This window comes from Propioniciclava sp. MC1595, from assembly GCF_017569205.1.
Classification (GTDB): domain Bacteria; phylum Actinomycetota; class Actinomycetes; order Propionibacteriales; family Propionibacteriaceae; genus Propioniciclava.
In genome coordinates this window covers 1,886,649-1,901,067 of the sequence record NZ_CP071870.1, presented here as the reverse complement: position 1 = coordinate 1,901,067, position 14,419 = coordinate 1,886,649, and the positions used below count along the sequence as shown (strand labels likewise).

Below are 14,419 nucleotides of genomic sequence, written 5' to 3'. Positions count from 1 at the left end.
TGTCGGAACCCCGGCGAGGTCCGCGGAGTGGTCCGGCCTCACTCGGGGAGCAGCCGCACGGCCATGCGTTCCCCCCGGGTACTCGTCCCCCTCCTACGGGTTGGACTCCTGGATGGCTCGCAGGGGGATCCCGACCCAGTCGGGGCGATTGCGCAACTCATACAAGACTTCATACACGGCCTTGTCCAGGACGTACGCGGCCAGGACGTCGGCGTCTGCCCCGTCGCCGTACCCGGCGAGGAACGCGTCGCGGCACGCGTCGGCCCAGGCCACGGCCTCGGGCGACGACGGCTCGGGGTGGGCGCTGCGCACGTAGTCGAAGGACCGCACCATGCCGGCCACGTCCCGCCACACCGAGTCGAAGGCGCGGCGTTCGGCGGCGGTCTTGGCCGGCTCGCCCTCGAAGTCGATGATCGTCCAGCCCGTGGGGCTGTGCAGGGTCTGGCCGAGGTGGAAGTCCCCGTGCACGCGCTGCACCGGGAGCGTCCGGCCCCGCAGCGCCTCGAACGCGGCGCGGACGGTCTCGGCGTGGGGCGCCAGCTCCGGGGCGGCCGTGACCGCCGCGTCGAGCCGGGCACCCATGGTGTCGGCGACCTCGTCACCGGGGAGCACGTGGGCGCCGAACGCGTCCGCGAGGCGTCCGTGCACCGCGCGCAGCGCGACGCCGAGGTCGCCCGCCGCCTCGACGAAGTCGGCCCCCGCGGTGCAGGTGCGGGTGGCCAGCTCCCAGCCGTCCTCGGCGCCGACCACGCGCTCGATCACCAGGCCGAGGTCGGTCGTCCCGCCCTCGGGCCATGCCCCGGTGAGCCGGCCGTGCACGGCCGGGACCGTGCCCCCGCCCAGGGCGAGCAGCACCTCGGCGTCCAGGTTCGGGCCGGGCTCGACCCGCCGGAACAGCTTGTACAGGTCGGTGTCGCCCAGGACCAACGTCGTGTTCGACTGCTCGCCGGACCACACCTTGACCGGGTGGTCGGCGAAGTCGGGCTGGGTCGCGGCCACGAACGCCGCCAGCGCCGCGGGGTCGGTGGTGGCGTCGACGACCTGCATCGGCTCGCCGTCCACCTCGTCGGTGCCCAGCACCGTGCCGGACGCCTCGCGCCCGGCCGGGTGGTGGGCCACCAGCAGGTGGTAGTGCTCGGTGTGGCCGTCGGGGTAGGCCAGGGTGGCCACCTCGCTGCGCACGGCCGGCTCGACGCCCGGGGGCGTCCACGCGGGCAGGACGTCGCGGCGCACGATGCGCGCGCCGGCGCCCTTGCCCCCGAACCAGCGGACCGTCTCGAGGTGGCGCTCCCAGGCGCGGTCGAGCTCCGTCACACGATCACCAGGATGTGGGCCGGGTTCGCGGGGGTGAGCCGGACGAAGTTGCGGGCGCCCCACGTGAACGTGGCGCCGGTGAGCTCGTCGCGCACGCGCAGCGGGGCGTCGGGCGCGAGCCCCAGCTTGGTGAGGTCGAGGTGCACCTCGGACTCGACGGTGTTGTCGGGGTCGAGGGACACGATCACGACCACCTTGCTGTCGCCGTCGACCTTGCTGAAGGCCAGCAGCTTCTCGTGTGGCGCGGTGTGGAAGTCGACCTGGCGCAGCTGCTGCAGGGCGCGGTGGTTCTGCCGGATCGCGTTCAGCGTGCCCATCAGCATGTTCAGGTTCGGCTGGGCGTTGTAGTCGCGCGGGCGGAACTCGTACTTCTCGGAGTCGAGGTACTCCTCGCGCCCGGGGGCGTTCGGCACGTGCTCGAACAGTTCGAAGCCCGAGTACACGCCCCACGCCGGCGACAGCATCGAGGCCAGGATCGCCCGGATGGCGAAGATGGCCGGGTTGCCCGACTGCAGGTGGAACGGGTTGATGTCGGGCGTGTTGACGAAGAAGTTCGGCCGGTAGAAGGCGTCCGTCTCGCGCGACAGCTCACCCATGTACTCGACGAGCTCGTGCTTGGTGACGCGCCACGTGAAGTACGTGTAGCTGGTGTGGAAGCCGACCTTGCCCAGCGCGTGCATCATCTCCGGCTTGGTGAAGGCTTCGGCGAAGAACAACACGTCGGGGTCGGTGGCGCGAATCTGGTCGAAGATCCAGGCCCAGAACTGCACCGGCTTGGTGTGCGGGTTGTCCACGCGGAAGATGCGGACGCCGTGGCTCATCCACAGGCGCAGCACGCGCAGGACCTCGTTGTAGATGCCCTCGGGGTCGTTGTCGAAGTTGATCGGGTAGATGTCCTGGTACTTCTTCGGCGGGTTCTCGGCGTAGGCGATCGTGCCGTCCAGACGGGTGGTGAACCACTCGGGGTGGTCGGTCACCCACGGGTGGTCGGGGCTGGCCTGCAGCGCGAAGTCGAGGGCGATCTCGATGCCGAGCTGCTTGGCCTTGGCCACCAGCCGGTCGAAGCTCTCCCAGTCGCCCAGGTCGGGGTGGATCGCGTCGTGGCCGCCGTCGGGGCTGCCGACGGCCCACGGCGAGCCCGGGTCCTTCTCGGTCGCGTCGAGGGAGTTGTTCTTGCCCTTCTTGAACGCGGTGCCGATCGGGTGGATGGGCGGGAAGTAGACGACGTCGAAGCCCATCGCGGCGACCTCCTCGAGCCGCTGGTGGCAGTCGTCGAAGGTGCCCGAGGTCCAGGTGTCGGTCTCGGCGTCGTAGGTGGCACCCTCCGAGCGCGGGAAGAACTCGTACCAGGAGGCGAACAGCGCCTTGCGGCGGTCGACGAAGATCGGGAACTCGGCGGTGGGCGAGACCAGCTCGCGGGGGCCGTACTTGCGCATGGCCTTGGCCAGGCCGGAGCCGGTGGCCACGTCGAGCAGGTCCTCGGCCGGGCGCTGCGGGATCAACAGCTGGGCGGTGGCGCGCAGGATGGACGCCTCGACCGGGTCGCCGGCCTCGTCGGCGGCCTTGGCGGTGCGCTCGAACAGGTCGCGGCCCTCCATGCAGACGAGTTCGATGTCGACGCCGGCGGGCAGCTTCGCCTCGGCGTTGTGCAGCCAGGTGCCCCAGGGGTCGGACCAACCCTCGACCCGGAAGGTGTGGGCGCCCTCGACCTCGAACCGGACCCAGGCCTCCCACGGGTCGAGGCCGCGGGGCTCGAGCGGGGTCATGTCGTGGCGGGTCTCGCGGCCGGACGGGTCGGTGACGATGACCGACGCGTTGACGGCGTCGTGGCCCTCGCGGAACACCCGCGCCCGGATCGGGACGAGCTCCCCGACGGTCGCCTTGGCGGCGTAGGCGCCGCCCTCGATGACGGGCGAGACCTTGGTGACCGGGATGCGGCCGAAGCCGCGCACGACGGTCTTCGTGGGGGAGAGGTCGACCGGCACCCGGGTGGGCGCGGTCGCGGGGGCCGCCTTCTTCGGCGTGGTGGCGGCGGTGGTCTTGGACTGGGTCACGTTGCGCTGCGTCACGCAGACCACGCTACTGCACCCGCAGAGTCAGCGGCGGCGTTCCGCGACCGGACGCCGGCTGGCCACGGTGGCCTTCATCACGACCACGGTGCGGCCGGGGAGGATCACCCGGCGGCCCGGTGCGAGGGCCGTCATCCGCAGTTCGTCGGGGGTGCCGGTGTGCGCCACGATCCGGTAGCCGCTGGACCAGGGCTGCCCGGGCAGCGTGATCTCGAGGGGCTCGGTCCCGGCGTGGAAGAAGATGTAGAACGCGTCGCGGCGGTCGGAGACGTACATGCCGAGGCTGCGGCGTCCGCCGTCGTGCCAGTTCTCGATCGTCATCTCGGTGCCGTGCTCGTTGAACCAGGCCGACTCGGTGCGGCCCAGCCCCTCGTCGTGCTCGCCGATCACCTCGGCGCGCGAGCGGAACGCGGCCGGCCGCAGCACCGGGTGCTTGCGGCGCAGGTCGACGAGGGTGCGGGTGAGCGCGAGCTGGTCGTCCCACTCGTCGGTCTCGGTCCAGTGCACCCACGACAGCGGGGTGTCCTGGCAGTAGGCGTTGTTGTTGCCCTGCTGGGTGCGGCCCATCTCGTCGCCGGCGAGCACCATGGGCATGCCCGAGCTCAGCAGCAGGGTGGCCATCATGTTACGCATCGTGCGGCGGCGGGCGGCGTTGATCGCGGCGTCCTCGGTCTCGCCCTCGTAGCCGTGGTTCCAGGACCGGTTGTCGTCGGCGCCGTCGCGGTTGCGCTCCCCGTTGGCCTCGTTGTGCTTGAGGTCGTAGGTGACGACGTCGCGCAGCGTGAACCCGTCGTGCGCGGTGACGAAGTTGACCGAGCTGGTGGCGGGGCGTCCGTCGTGGTCGAAGATGTCGGCCGACCCCGCGAGCCGGGTGGCCAGCTCCTCCACGCCGAAGACCGCGCCGCGCCAGAAGTCGCGGGTGAAGCCGCGGAACCGGTCGTTCCACTCGCTCCAGCCCCGGCCCCAGCGGCCGACCTGGTAGCCGTAGGGGCCGAGGTCCCACGGCTCGGTGATCATCACGGCCTTCGACAGGACCGGGTCCTCGGCGACCGCCTGCTTGAACTCGTGGCTCTGCTGCACGTGGTGCAGTTGGTCGCGGATCAGCGTGGTGCACAGGTCGAAGCGGAACCCGTCGACGCCCATGTCGCGAACCCAGTAGCGCAGCGAGTCGAGGATGAGGTCGAGGACACCGCCCATCGACGTGTCGACGGCGTTGCCGGTGCCGGTGACGTCGTAGTCGTTGCGCAGGTCGGAGGTCAGCCGGTAGTAGCCCGCGTGGTCGATCCCCCGGAAGCTCAGCGTGGGGCCCTCGTGGCCGCCCTCGGCGGTGTGGTTGTAGACCACGTCGAGGATCACGGCGATGCCCTGGTCGTGGAGGGCCGAGACCATCTCCTTGAACTCGGTGACCTGCTGGCCGAGGGTGCCCGAGCTCGAGTAGGGCGCGTGCGGGGCGAAGAAGCCCAGCGTGTTGTAGCCCCAGTAGTTGACCAGGCCCTTGCCGATCGCGAACGGCTCGGAGATGAAGTGGTGCACCGGCAGCAGCTCGACGGCGTTCACGCCCAGCTTCTTGATGTGCTGGACCACGGCCGGGTACGCCATGCCCGCGTACGTGCCGCGCAGGTGCTCGGGGACGGCCGGGTGAAGCTGGGTGTAGCCCTTGAGGTGGGTCTCGTACACGACGAGCTCGTCCTCGGTGATCGGGGTGGCCAGCGGGCGCGGCGGCGGGGTGTCGGCCACGACGACGCTGAGGGGGACCGACGCGAACGAGTCGCGCGGGTCGGGCAGGTAGTTCGACTCGGGCGTGTGGTCGCTGATCGGGCCGGAGTAGTCGACGCCGCCGGTGATCGCCCGCGCGTACGGGTCGACGAGCAGCTTGGAGGGGTTGAACCGCTGGCCGGTCTCGGGGCTCCAAGGGCCGTGGACGCGGTAGCCGTAGCGCTGCCCGGGGCCGACGCCGGGGACCAGGAGCTCCCACACGCCGTCGTTGTGCCGGACCAGGTCGTGGTTGGTCTGGCGGCGGTCGGTGTCGACCAGGGCGAGCTCGACGCGGGTCGCCCGGGGGGCCCAGAGCGCGAAGCGGGTGCCGCCGTCGACCACGTGGGCACCGAGGATGGCCGAATCCACCGGTCGGGGCAGCGAAGGGCGCACGGACACCACTCTCGATCGACGGACTCGGACTCGCGGTCAGCCCCGGTGGGGTGAGGGCGGACGATTCATTCTGCCGTAAAGGAACAGTCCGGTCCATTCGCGCTCCCTCTAGACTCGGCGCACGAGGAGGGCACGGTGCGACGCGTCTACCTGGACCACGCGGCCTCCACGCCGCTGCGCGAGGAGGCGCGGTCGGCCATGCTCGCCGCCCTCGACGTGACCGGGAACGCCAGCTCCCTCCACGGCTCCGGCCGCCACGCCCGCGCGCTCCTCGAGGACGCCCGCGAGCAGCTCGCCGACGCGCTCGACGCGCATCCCGGCGAGGTCGTGTTCACCGGCGGGGGCACCGAGGCCGACCACCTCCTGGTCAGCGGCGCCGCGGCGCTGGGGGAGACGACCGGGCGGCCACGGGTGGCCGCGTCCACGGTCGAGCACCCGGCGGTCGCCCACGCCGTCCGGGCGCTGGGGGAGCGGGCCGTCTGGCTGCCGGTCGACCGCGCCGGCGTGCTGCGGACGTCGGGGCTGGCCCAGCTCACACACGAGGTGGCGTGGGCCTCGGTGATGTGGGCCAACAACGAGACCGGCGCGCTGCAGCCGATCGGGTCCTTCGTGCAGGCCTGCCGCAGGGCCGGCGTCCGGGCGCACAGCGACGCGGTGCAGGCGGTCGGCCACGTGCCGGTGTCGTTCGCCGACTCGGGGCTGGACGCCCTGACCGTCTCCGCACACAAGCTCGGCGGGCCGGTCGGGGTCGGTGCGCTCGTCCTGCGTCGCGACGCCCCGCTGGCCGTGGTCAGCCACGGCGGCGGGCAGGAGCGCCGGTTGCGGTCGGGGACCGTGCCGGTCGCGCTGGCGGTGGGGTTCGCGGTGGCGGCCTCCGCGGCCGTGGCCGCCTTGGCACAAGAGGGGCCGCGGCTCGCCCGGCTCCGGGAGGTGCTGGTCGCGGGCCTCACCCGCGTGGAGGACGTCCGGGTCAACGGGCCCGCCGACGTGAGCCCCTCGATCTGCCACGTGACGGTGGACGGCGTCCGGGCCGACGACGTGCTCCTGCTGCTGGACGCCGCGGGCATCGACTGCTCCACCGGTTCGGCGTGCACGGCCGGCGTCCAGCAGCCCAGCGAGGTCGTGCTGGCGATGGGCCTGGGGGAGGAGGCGGCCACCGGGTCGCTGCGGTTCTCGCTGGGCTGGACCACGACCCCCGCCGACGTGACCGCGGTCCTGGACGCCTGGCCGGCGGCCGTGTCCCGGGCCCGCGCGGCGTCCGCCTAGGATTCATCGGGTGCGTGTCCTGGTCGCGATGTCCGGGGGAGTCGACTCCTCCGTCGCCGCCGCGCGCCTCGTGGCGGAGGGCCACGAGGTCACCGGCGTCCACCTGGCGCTGAACCGCAACCCCGAGCTCTACCGGTCCGGGTCGCGCGGCTGCTGCTCGCTGGAGGACTCCAACGACGCCCGTCGGGTGGCCGACACCCTGGGCATCCCCTTCTACGTCTGGGACTTCTCCGACCGCTTCCACGCCGACGTCGTGGAGGACTTCGTCGCCGAGTACGCCGCCGGCCGCACGCCCAACCCGTGCCTGCGCTGCAACGAGAAGATCAAGTTCGCCGCCGTGCTCGAGCGGGGGGTGGCCCTCGGCTTCGACGCGGTGGCGACGGGCCACTACGCGCGGCTCGAGTTCGCCGGCGAGGACGCCGAGCTGTACCGCGCCGCCGACGCCGCCAAGGACCAGAGCTATGTGCTCGGCGTCCTGACCCAGGCGCAGCTGCGCCGCTCGCTTTTCCCCCTTTACGGGACCGTCAAGGCCGACGTGCGCGCCGAGGCCGAGGCGCTCGGCCTGCGGGTCGCGTCCAAGCCCGACAGCCACGACATCTGCTTCATCGCCGACGGCGACACCGCCGGCTTCCTCGACCGTGCGCTGGGCGAGCGGCCCGGCGAGGTCGTGGACGCCGCGGGCGCGGTCCTCGGCACCCACGGCGGCCACCACCGGTTCACCGTCGGCCAGCGCAAGGGGCTGCGCCTCGGGGTGCCCGCCGCCGACGGCCAGCCGCGCTACGTGCTGGCGATCTCGCCGGTCGACAACACGGTGACGGTCGGGCCGCACGAGGCGCTGGCCGTGAGCGAGATCACCGGCATCCGGCCGACGTGGGCGGTCGCCGAGCCGCGTCTGGGCTCGTGGCGGGGGCTCGTCCAGGTCCGCGCCCACGGGACGCCGCTGCCGTGCGGGATCAAGGCCGACGCCGAGGGCGTCCGGATCGCGCTCGACGAGCCGGCCTTCGGGATCGCGCCCGGCCAGGCCGCGGTGCTCTACGACGGCGACCTCGTGGTCGGGGCCGCGACGATCGCGGGTGCCCGGTGAGGACGTCCGCGATCGGGTCGCTGCCCGGGACCGACCTGGGCGCCGGCGTCCGGCTCGCCCTGGAGGCCGTGTCGGTGCCGTGGCTGCCGGAGTTCCCGGCGCGGGGGCCGTGGGCCGGGATGGTCGGGCGCGCGCTCGGCCTGCTGGACGGGTTGGGCGCCGAGCTGTCGGCCGGGGAGTGGCGGCTGGCCGCCGTGCCCGGCGTGGACCAGCGTCGCGCGAGGGCCGCGCTGCGCGACGACCTCGACGTGCTGGAGGAGAACGCGCAGGGGCTCACCGGGCCGTTGAAGGTGGCCGTCACCGGCCCGTGGACGCTCGCCGCATCCGTGTTCCGGCCGCTGGGCGGCCGCGTGCTCGCCGACCGCGGCGCGCGCCGCGACGTGGCGCAGTCGATTGCCGCCGGCGTGCGCGACTTGGTGGCTGACGTCGAACGCCGCCTGCCCGGGGTCGAGGTGCTGGTGCAGGTCGACGAGCCCGCGCTGCCGGCGGTGCTGGCCGGCGCCGTGCCGACCGAGGGCGGCTACTTCCGCCACCGCGCGGTCGACCGACCCGAGGCCGTCGAACTGCTGCGCGAGCTGGGCGGCCACGTGCTGCATTGCTGCGCACCGGGGCTCGACGTCGGCCTGGTGCTCGGGCCGCACGGGGCCGGCTTCACCGGCGTCGCGCTCGACCAGGACCTGCTCTCCCGCGCAGCCTGGGACGCCCTCGCGCCGCTGGTCGAGGACGGGAAGGAGCTGTGGCTCGGGGCCGCACCCACGGCGTCCGGGGTGCCGCTGTCGGCCGACGCGCTGACGCGGCGTGTGCTGGGGGCCCTGCGCCCCCTCGAGCTGGGGCCGGTCGTGCTCGACCGGGTCGTGCTGACGCCCGCCTGTGGGCTGGCGGGCTGGACGCCGGCCGCGGTCTCCGCGGTGCTGCGGGCGCTGCGCACCACCGCCGAGCGGATGGACGAGGAACTCTCCCGCTGATTGTCGGTCCGGCGCGGTAGGTTTCAGGTCGTGACCGAAGCCGAGGACCAGTCCCGCCACGCCGAGCTCGCGCAGCAGATCAACGACGCGCGGTTCCAGTACTACGTGCTGGACGCCCCCACCCTCACCGACGCGGGCTTCGACGCGCTCATGGCCGAGTTGCAGGCGCTGGAGGAGGCCCACCCCGAGTTCGTCACGCCCGAGTCGCCCTCCCAGCAGGTGGGCGGCGGCCTCTCGGCGACGTTCGCCGCGGTCGAGCACCTCGAGCCGATGATGAGCCTCGACAACGCCTTCTCCACCGAGGAGGTCGAGCGCTGGTACGCCCGCCTGGGCGGTCCGGCCGAGCTGCTGTGCGAGGTGAAGATCGACGGCCTCGCCCTCGACCTCGTCTACCGCAACCGGCGCCTGGCCACGGCGGCCACGCGGGGCGACGGCCGCTACGGGGAGGACGTGACGGCCAACGTGCGCACGATCGCCGACATCCCGCTGACGCTGGCTGACGACGCCCCCGACCTGGTCGAGGTGCGCGGCGAGGTGTTCATGACCCCGGCCGCGTTCGCCGCGCTGAACGCGTCGCTGGAGGAGGCCGGGCGTGCGCGGTTCGCCAACCCGCGCAACTCCGCGGCCGGGTCGCTGCGGCAGAAGGACCCGCGGGTCACGGCGTCCCGCAAGCTGCGCTTCCTGTGCCACGGCATCGGCGCGAGCTCGGGGCAGGCGCCCCAGCGGCAGTCGGAGGGGTACGACCTGCTGCGTGCGTGGGGGCTGCCCGTGAGCACGCACAACGTGGTCGTGCCCGACCTCGCGGCCGCGCTGGCCTACATCGAGACCATGGCGGGGCGCCGCCACGACCTCGAGCACGAGATGGACGGCATCGTGCTCAAGGTCGACGACCGGGCGCGGCAGCGCGAGCTGGGCTCCACCTCGCGGGCCCCGCGGTGGGCGATCGCGTTCAAGTACCCGCCCGAGGAGGTCAACACCAAGCTGCTGCGCATCGAGGTCAACACCGGCCGCACCGGGCGCGTCACGCCCTACGGCGTGATGGAGCCGGTGGTCGTGGCCGGCTCGACCGTCGAGATGGCGACGCTGCACAACGCGCACGAGGTGGCCCGCAAGGACGTCCGCCCCGGCGACACCGTGGTGCTGCGCAAGGCCGGCGACGTCATCCCCGAGATCCTGGGGCCGGTGCTGGCGCTGCGCCCCGAGGGCCTGCCCGCCTGGGTCATGCCCACGCACTGCCCGGGCTGCGGCACCGAACTGGTGGAGCAGAAGGAGGGCGACAAGGACCTGCGCTGCCCCAACACGCGCTCGTGCCCCAGCCAGCTGCGCGAGCGGGTGTTCTTCGTCGCGTCGCGCACCGCGCTCGACATCGAGAACCTCGGCTTCCAGGCGGCGGACGCCCTGCTGTCGGCCGGACTGATCGAGGACGAGGGCGACCTGTTCGCGCTGACCGAGGAGGACCTGGCGAAGTCCGACTTCTTCAAGACCAAGGCCGGGGTGCTGAACGCGAACGCCAAGAAGCTGCTGGCCAACCTGGAGGGGGCGAAGACCCGCCCGTGGGCGAAGTTCCTGGTCGCGCTGTCGATCCGGCACATCAGCAAGGGCGTGGCCCCCGACGTCGCGCGGGCGTTCCCGAGCGTGGAGGCGCTGTCCTCCGCGTCGGAGGAGGAGCTGTCGGCGGTCGACGGCATCGGGCCCACGCTGGCGGCGTCCATCACCGAGTGGTTCGCGGTCGACTGGCACCGCGCGATCGTCGAGAAGTGGCAGGCGGCCGGCTGCGTGCTGGCCGACGAGCCGGCGGCCGATGCCGGCCCGACCGTGGAGCAGACGCTGCAAGGCCTCACCGTCGTGGTGACCGGGGCGGTGCCGGGGTACACGCGCGACACCGCGCAGGAGGCGATCGAGGCGCGCGGCGGCAAGGCGGCCGGCTCGGTGTCGAAGAAGACGTCGGTGCTCGTGGCGGGGGAGTCCTCGGGGTCGAAGCACACCAAGGCCGAGAGCCTCGGCGTGCCGATCCTGGACGCCGAGCGGTTCGAGGAGCTGCTGGAGAAGGGCCTCAGCGCGCTGGACTGAGATCCCGGCTGTGGTCGTTGCGGTCCTGGAAGGCCTTGGTGGCCATGATCGACACCAGCAGGGTGAGCTCGAACGCGTTGGTGATGGCGCCGCTCTCGAGCGGTAGCTGCACGCCGCTGCCGATCGTCATGACCACCGCACCCACGAACAGCCACGGCCACTTCTGCTTCCGCCAGACCAGCGCGCCGGCGACGACGAGGAACGCCGCGACGACGAGCACCATCAGCGGCGGGCCGGTGGCGGGTTCGGCGCTGCCGTAGGACAGGACGCCGTACTCCTCCTGCGGCACGAGGTGCAGGCCGCGCACCTCGAGGAAGTACTCCACGACGGTGAGCGCCAGCGCGGCGCCGATCGACAGCAGGCGGGTGGCCGATGAGCTGCTCGGCGTGCTGTCGCTGGAGCGCTCGCTGGGCGCCACGAAGGCCCTGCTGGTGGCGGGGTTGGTCGACCTGCACGACACGGTCGCGTCGAACCCGGCCCCCGGGGCCGAGCGGCTCGTCCGGTCGGGGCACGAGGGCACGCCGCTCGTGGCCGAGTTCCTGTACGCCGAACTGGCGCCCCTGCTGGGCGTGACGATCCCGGCCGCCTCCGCGCTGGTGTCCGACGTGATCGACCTGCGGCACCGCCTGCCGCGCACGTGGGCGGCCCTGCTGGCAGGTCGCGTCGAACTCTGGCAGGGCCTGCAGGTTGCCCAGGCCAAGGGGATGCGCGACCTCGACCGGGCGGCCGCCGCCCGCGTGGACCGCCTCGTGGAGCCCTGCCTCGGCCGGCTCGCCTGGCGCCGCGTCCTGCGCAAGCTCGCCGGGCTCATCGTGGCGGCCGACACCGAGGCGGCCGCTGCGCGCGCCGAACGGGCGCGGGGTGAGCAGTTCGTGCGGGTCACCCACGACGGGGACGGCATGAGCACGCTGGTGGCCCGGCTGCGCACGGCGGGAGCCGTGCTGTTGGGGGCCGCGGTGGACGGCTACGTCCGACAGGAGGTCGCGGCGGGGTCGACCGAGCAGGTCGACGTCCTGCGCGCGGAGGGTCTGGTCCGGCTCGCGACGCCGACCGCCGCATCCGACGCCGCCGGCACCCTGCGTCGCCCCGAGGCGACGGTCGTGGTGCACCTCAGCCCCGACAGCGAGGTCGTGCGCACCGAGGGCGACCTCGGGCCGGTGCTCAAGGCCCACCTCGCCGAGTTGCTCCAGCACCACCGGATCCGGGTCCTGCCGGTGGTCGACCTCGCCGACCACCCGCAGGTCGACGCCTACGAGGTGCCCGTCGGCATCGGCCGGCACGTGCGGGCGCGGGACCCGTTCGAGATGTTCCCGTTCTCGGTGCGCGGTTCCCGGGGGCTCGACCTCGACCACTGCGACCCGTGGCGCGACGACGGCACCCGGGGGCAGACGCGGGCAGCCAACCTCGCCCCACTGGGCCGCTTCGCCCACCGGGCCAAGACGCACGGCGACTTCGAGCTCACCCAGACCGCACCCGGCATCCTCGCGTGGGTCACCCGTCTCGGTTACGAGTGGCTGGTCGACCGTCAGGGAACGCACCCGCGCGGGGACGTGCCCAATGCCGGCGGCGCTGACGTCAGCTTCGGCTGAGGGCCGACGCGAAGCCCAGCCAGGTGTGGTGGTTGCCGGCCCGGCACCACCCGACCTTGGGGGCATCGCGCCGGTCGGCGCCGTCGCGCCCGGTCCCGCGGCTGATCCAGATGGCCGGGGTGCGGGCGTCGAGCCCGCGGGCCTTGCGCTTGCGGGAGCCGATGCACATGAAGCACCGGTTGGGTTCGAGCACCTCTGGGGCCTGGAGGAGCCAGCTGATGCCCTCGCCGATCGTCAGCGGGCTCCGGCCGCGGGCGAGGATCTCGGGCAGTGCCCGGTCGGGGGTCCACCCGAGCAGGTCGTCCCCACGGTCGACCCCGTGCACGAGGTAGAGGGCACGATCGGGGACCACCACGGACTCGATGGGGTCGAAGGCGTCGAGGTCGTCCATGTCCGCGACCACGAAGCCGGGGCGGTCGCCGCGGCGCAGGAGCGGGGCCAGTTGGCTGGGTCCGGCGAGCTCGGGGTGCACGCACAGCACCCCCTCGCCGGTCAGGTCAGCGGCCAGCTCCCGGAACTCGTCGGCGCTGACGCCCGCCACGTCCGGGACCCCTGCCGCGACCAACCGTTCGACCTGCGCCCGCATGCTCATCGGGCCAGTGTGCCCGTCAGGCGGCGACGGGCAAGCGGTGGATCCCGCGGCGGGCGAACCAGGACGCCGCGGCGTCCAGCTGCGCGGCGGCGGCGTCCACCTCGATGGTGAGGACGTTGACGGGGAAGATCTCCATCGTGGTCACCCGCTGCCCGAGCAGGCGGACGGTGACGCCGAGTTCGGCGGTCAGCTGGGCGAGGGCGGCGCGGCCGGCGTCGGCGCCGACGAAGACGAGGTCGAGGGTCATGGCTGTGCTCCGAGGATCTGGCGTGTTGTCGGGAGGGTGCTGGTGCGCGACTCCCGAGCCAAGGGCTTCAGGGAGTCAGGCGCGACAACACGGACAACAGCCCGCGGGCACGGTGAACGACGGCAGCGCGAGGGTGCGTGCGGTCGTGGCCATGGGAGCAGGGTAGGTGACGCAGGCCCACGCGTGCACACCGGTGCGCCGCATCGTGAGACGCGTACGCTGGGGGCCGTGGAGGGACTGAACACCGACCTGGACCTGAACGGCTCCGCGTCGCCGCGCGTGCGGCCGCGGGTCGGTGAGTGGGCGCCGGCGGACGTCCCCACGACGCGCAGCAAGCGCAACCAGCGCTGGTGGACGATCACGGTCCTCAGCGTGGTCCTCGTCGCGGTGGTCGCCTTCGGCTACTTCGCCTACCTGATGCTGCGGGGCTACTGACTCACACCGCGTGCTCGTGCTCGCTGGCCATCAGCGCGAGGTGGCGCAGCCGGGCGAGCTCGGCCTTGCGGAACTCGGGCCCAGGGCGTCCGATCACGATGCTGTGGGCGCTGCGGCAGGGGGCCACGGCGACCGCGGCCTCGCCCCACCCGTCGTGCCAGCCGGCGGGCAGTTCGGCGACGTGGGCGGTCGCCAGGTCCCCGAACACGCCCACCGGCACCTGCGTGCCGATGGGGGCCAGCGCGCTGCGGTGCAGCACCATGCCGCGCTCGCGGTCGACCAGGAGCGCCCACGAACAGTGGAATGTCGAGGGCGCCTTGTCGGTGAGCAGCACCTCGGCGCGCTCGGGGCTCTCGGCCATGGCGTCGAGCACGTCGAGGTCGGCGTGCAGGCCCCAGTTCTCGGGGTAGAAGGAGACCCACAACACCTCGACGTCGGGCAGCGCCGTGCAGGCGGTGACCAGCTGGTCGGGCCGCGCGTCGGCGGGCAGCGTCAGCATGAAGTCGTCGATGACGTAGCCGGTGCCCTTCTCCACGATCTCGACCGCGTTGATGTCGGCCTGGGCGTGGCCCAGGGCGGTCGCCACGGCACCGAGCGTGCCGGGGCGATCGGGCAGGACGACGCGCACCAGGTACATGGC

Annotated in this window: 13 protein-coding genes; 6 read left to right on the top strand and 7 right to left on the bottom strand. The window is 73.1% G+C overall.

What is annotated here, in order from left to right; all coding sequences use genetic code 11:
• Positions 1-93: 93 nt before the first annotated feature.
• The 3 genes from J4N02_RS09020 to glgX are packed head-to-tail and all read right to left on the bottom strand — an operon-like array spanning position 94 to position 5,507.
• A complete protein-coding gene (locus J4N02_RS09020; RefSeq protein ID WP_188333917.1) occupies positions 94-1,314 on the bottom strand; it encodes a phosphotransferase in 1,221 nt (406 codons plus the stop codon).
• Positions 1,311-3,383, bottom strand: coding sequence for an alpha-1,4-glucan--maltose-1-phosphate maltosyltransferase (locus J4N02_RS09015; RefSeq protein WP_375539351.1), 2,073 nt, complete (start codon positions 3,381-3,383; stop codon positions 1,311-1,313). Before J4N02_RS09015 ends, J4N02_RS09020 begins: the two co-directional genes overlap by 4 nt.
• Positions 3,384-3,410: 27 nt before the next feature.
• Positions 3,411-5,507 (bottom strand): glycogen debranching protein GlgX, encoded by a 2,097-nt coding sequence (gene glgX / locus J4N02_RS09010; protein WP_243760763.1) that lies wholly within the window; start codon positions 5,505-5,507, stop codon positions 3,411-3,413.
• A 159-nt stretch (positions 5,508-5,666) separates the two neighbouring features.
• Between glgX and J4N02_RS09005 the strand changes: the two genes are divergently transcribed.
• From J4N02_RS09005 to ligA, 4 genes are read left to right on the top strand one after another with little or no spacing between them, the layout of a single operon-like run.
• The gene (locus tag J4N02_RS09005; protein ID WP_188333919.1) at positions 5,667-6,797 is read left to right on the top strand and encodes a cysteine desulfurase family protein; all 1,131 of its coding nucleotides are present in this window, start codon (positions 5,667-5,669) and stop codon (positions 6,795-6,797) included.
• A gap of 10 nt (positions 6,798-6,807) precedes the next feature.
• The gene (gene mnmA / locus J4N02_RS09000; RefSeq protein ID WP_208090915.1) at positions 6,808-7,881 is read left to right on the top strand and encodes a tRNA 2-thiouridine(34) synthase MnmA; all 1,074 of its coding nucleotides are present in this window, start codon (positions 6,808-6,810) and stop codon (positions 7,879-7,881) included.
• Positions 7,878-8,846 (top strand): methionine synthase vitamin-B12 independent, encoded by a 969-nt coding sequence (locus J4N02_RS08995; protein WP_188333920.1) that lies wholly within the window; start codon positions 7,878-7,880, stop codon positions 8,844-8,846. The genes mnmA and J4N02_RS08995 overlap by 4 nt, the downstream gene beginning before the upstream one ends.
• 30 nt (positions 8,847-8,876) lie before the next feature.
• Positions 8,877-10,916, top strand: a complete 2,040-nt coding sequence (ligA, locus tag J4N02_RS08990) for an NAD-dependent DNA ligase LigA (protein ID WP_188333921.1) — start codon at positions 8,877-8,879, stop codon at positions 10,914-10,916.
• Here the strand turns inward: ligA and J4N02_RS08985 are convergent.
• Positions 10,900-11,334, bottom strand: coding sequence for a hypothetical protein (locus J4N02_RS08985; protein WP_188333922.1), 435 nt, complete (start codon positions 11,332-11,334; stop codon positions 10,900-10,902). The genes ligA and J4N02_RS08985 overlap by 17 nt on opposite strands.
• On the opposite strand from J4N02_RS08985, the gene J4N02_RS08980 reads away from it, so the two are divergent.
• Positions 11,282-12,505 carry a DUF222 domain-containing protein gene (locus J4N02_RS08980; protein WP_188333923.1) on the top strand — a complete coding sequence of 408 codons (1,224 nt, stop codon included), beginning with the start codon at positions 11,282-11,284 and terminating at the stop codon, positions 12,503-12,505. The genes J4N02_RS08985 and J4N02_RS08980 overlap by 53 nt on opposite strands.
• Here J4N02_RS08980 and J4N02_RS08975 read toward each other — a convergent pair.
• The gene (locus J4N02_RS08975) at positions 12,492-13,097 is read right to left on the bottom strand and encodes a DUF5701 family protein (RefSeq protein ID WP_188333924.1); all 606 of its coding nucleotides are present in this window, start codon (positions 13,095-13,097) and stop codon (positions 12,492-12,494) included. The two genes, J4N02_RS08980 and J4N02_RS08975, sit on opposite strands and share 14 nt — an antisense overlap.
• 16 nt (positions 13,098-13,113) lie before the next feature.
• Entirely contained in the window at positions 13,114-13,344 is a 231-nt protein-coding gene (locus J4N02_RS08970) for an NIL domain-containing protein (RefSeq protein WP_188333925.1), read from the bottom strand.
• A gap of 228 nt (positions 13,345-13,572) precedes the next feature.
• Here J4N02_RS08970 and J4N02_RS08965 point away from each other — a divergent pair, with 228 nt between their 5' ends.
• On the top strand, positions 13,573-13,779 hold the full coding sequence (locus J4N02_RS08965) for a hypothetical protein (RefSeq protein ID WP_188333926.1): 207 nt from the start codon (positions 13,573-13,575) through the stop codon (positions 13,777-13,779).
• A 1-nt stretch (position 13,780) separates the two neighbouring features.
• Here the strand turns inward: J4N02_RS08965 and J4N02_RS08960 are convergent, their stop codons facing one another.
• Positions 13,781-14,416 carry an ACT domain-containing protein gene (locus J4N02_RS08960; RefSeq protein ID WP_188333927.1) on the bottom strand — a complete coding sequence of 212 codons (636 nt, stop codon included), beginning with the start codon at positions 14,414-14,416 and terminating at the stop codon, positions 13,781-13,783.
• Positions 14,417-14,419 lie beyond the last annotated feature (3 nt).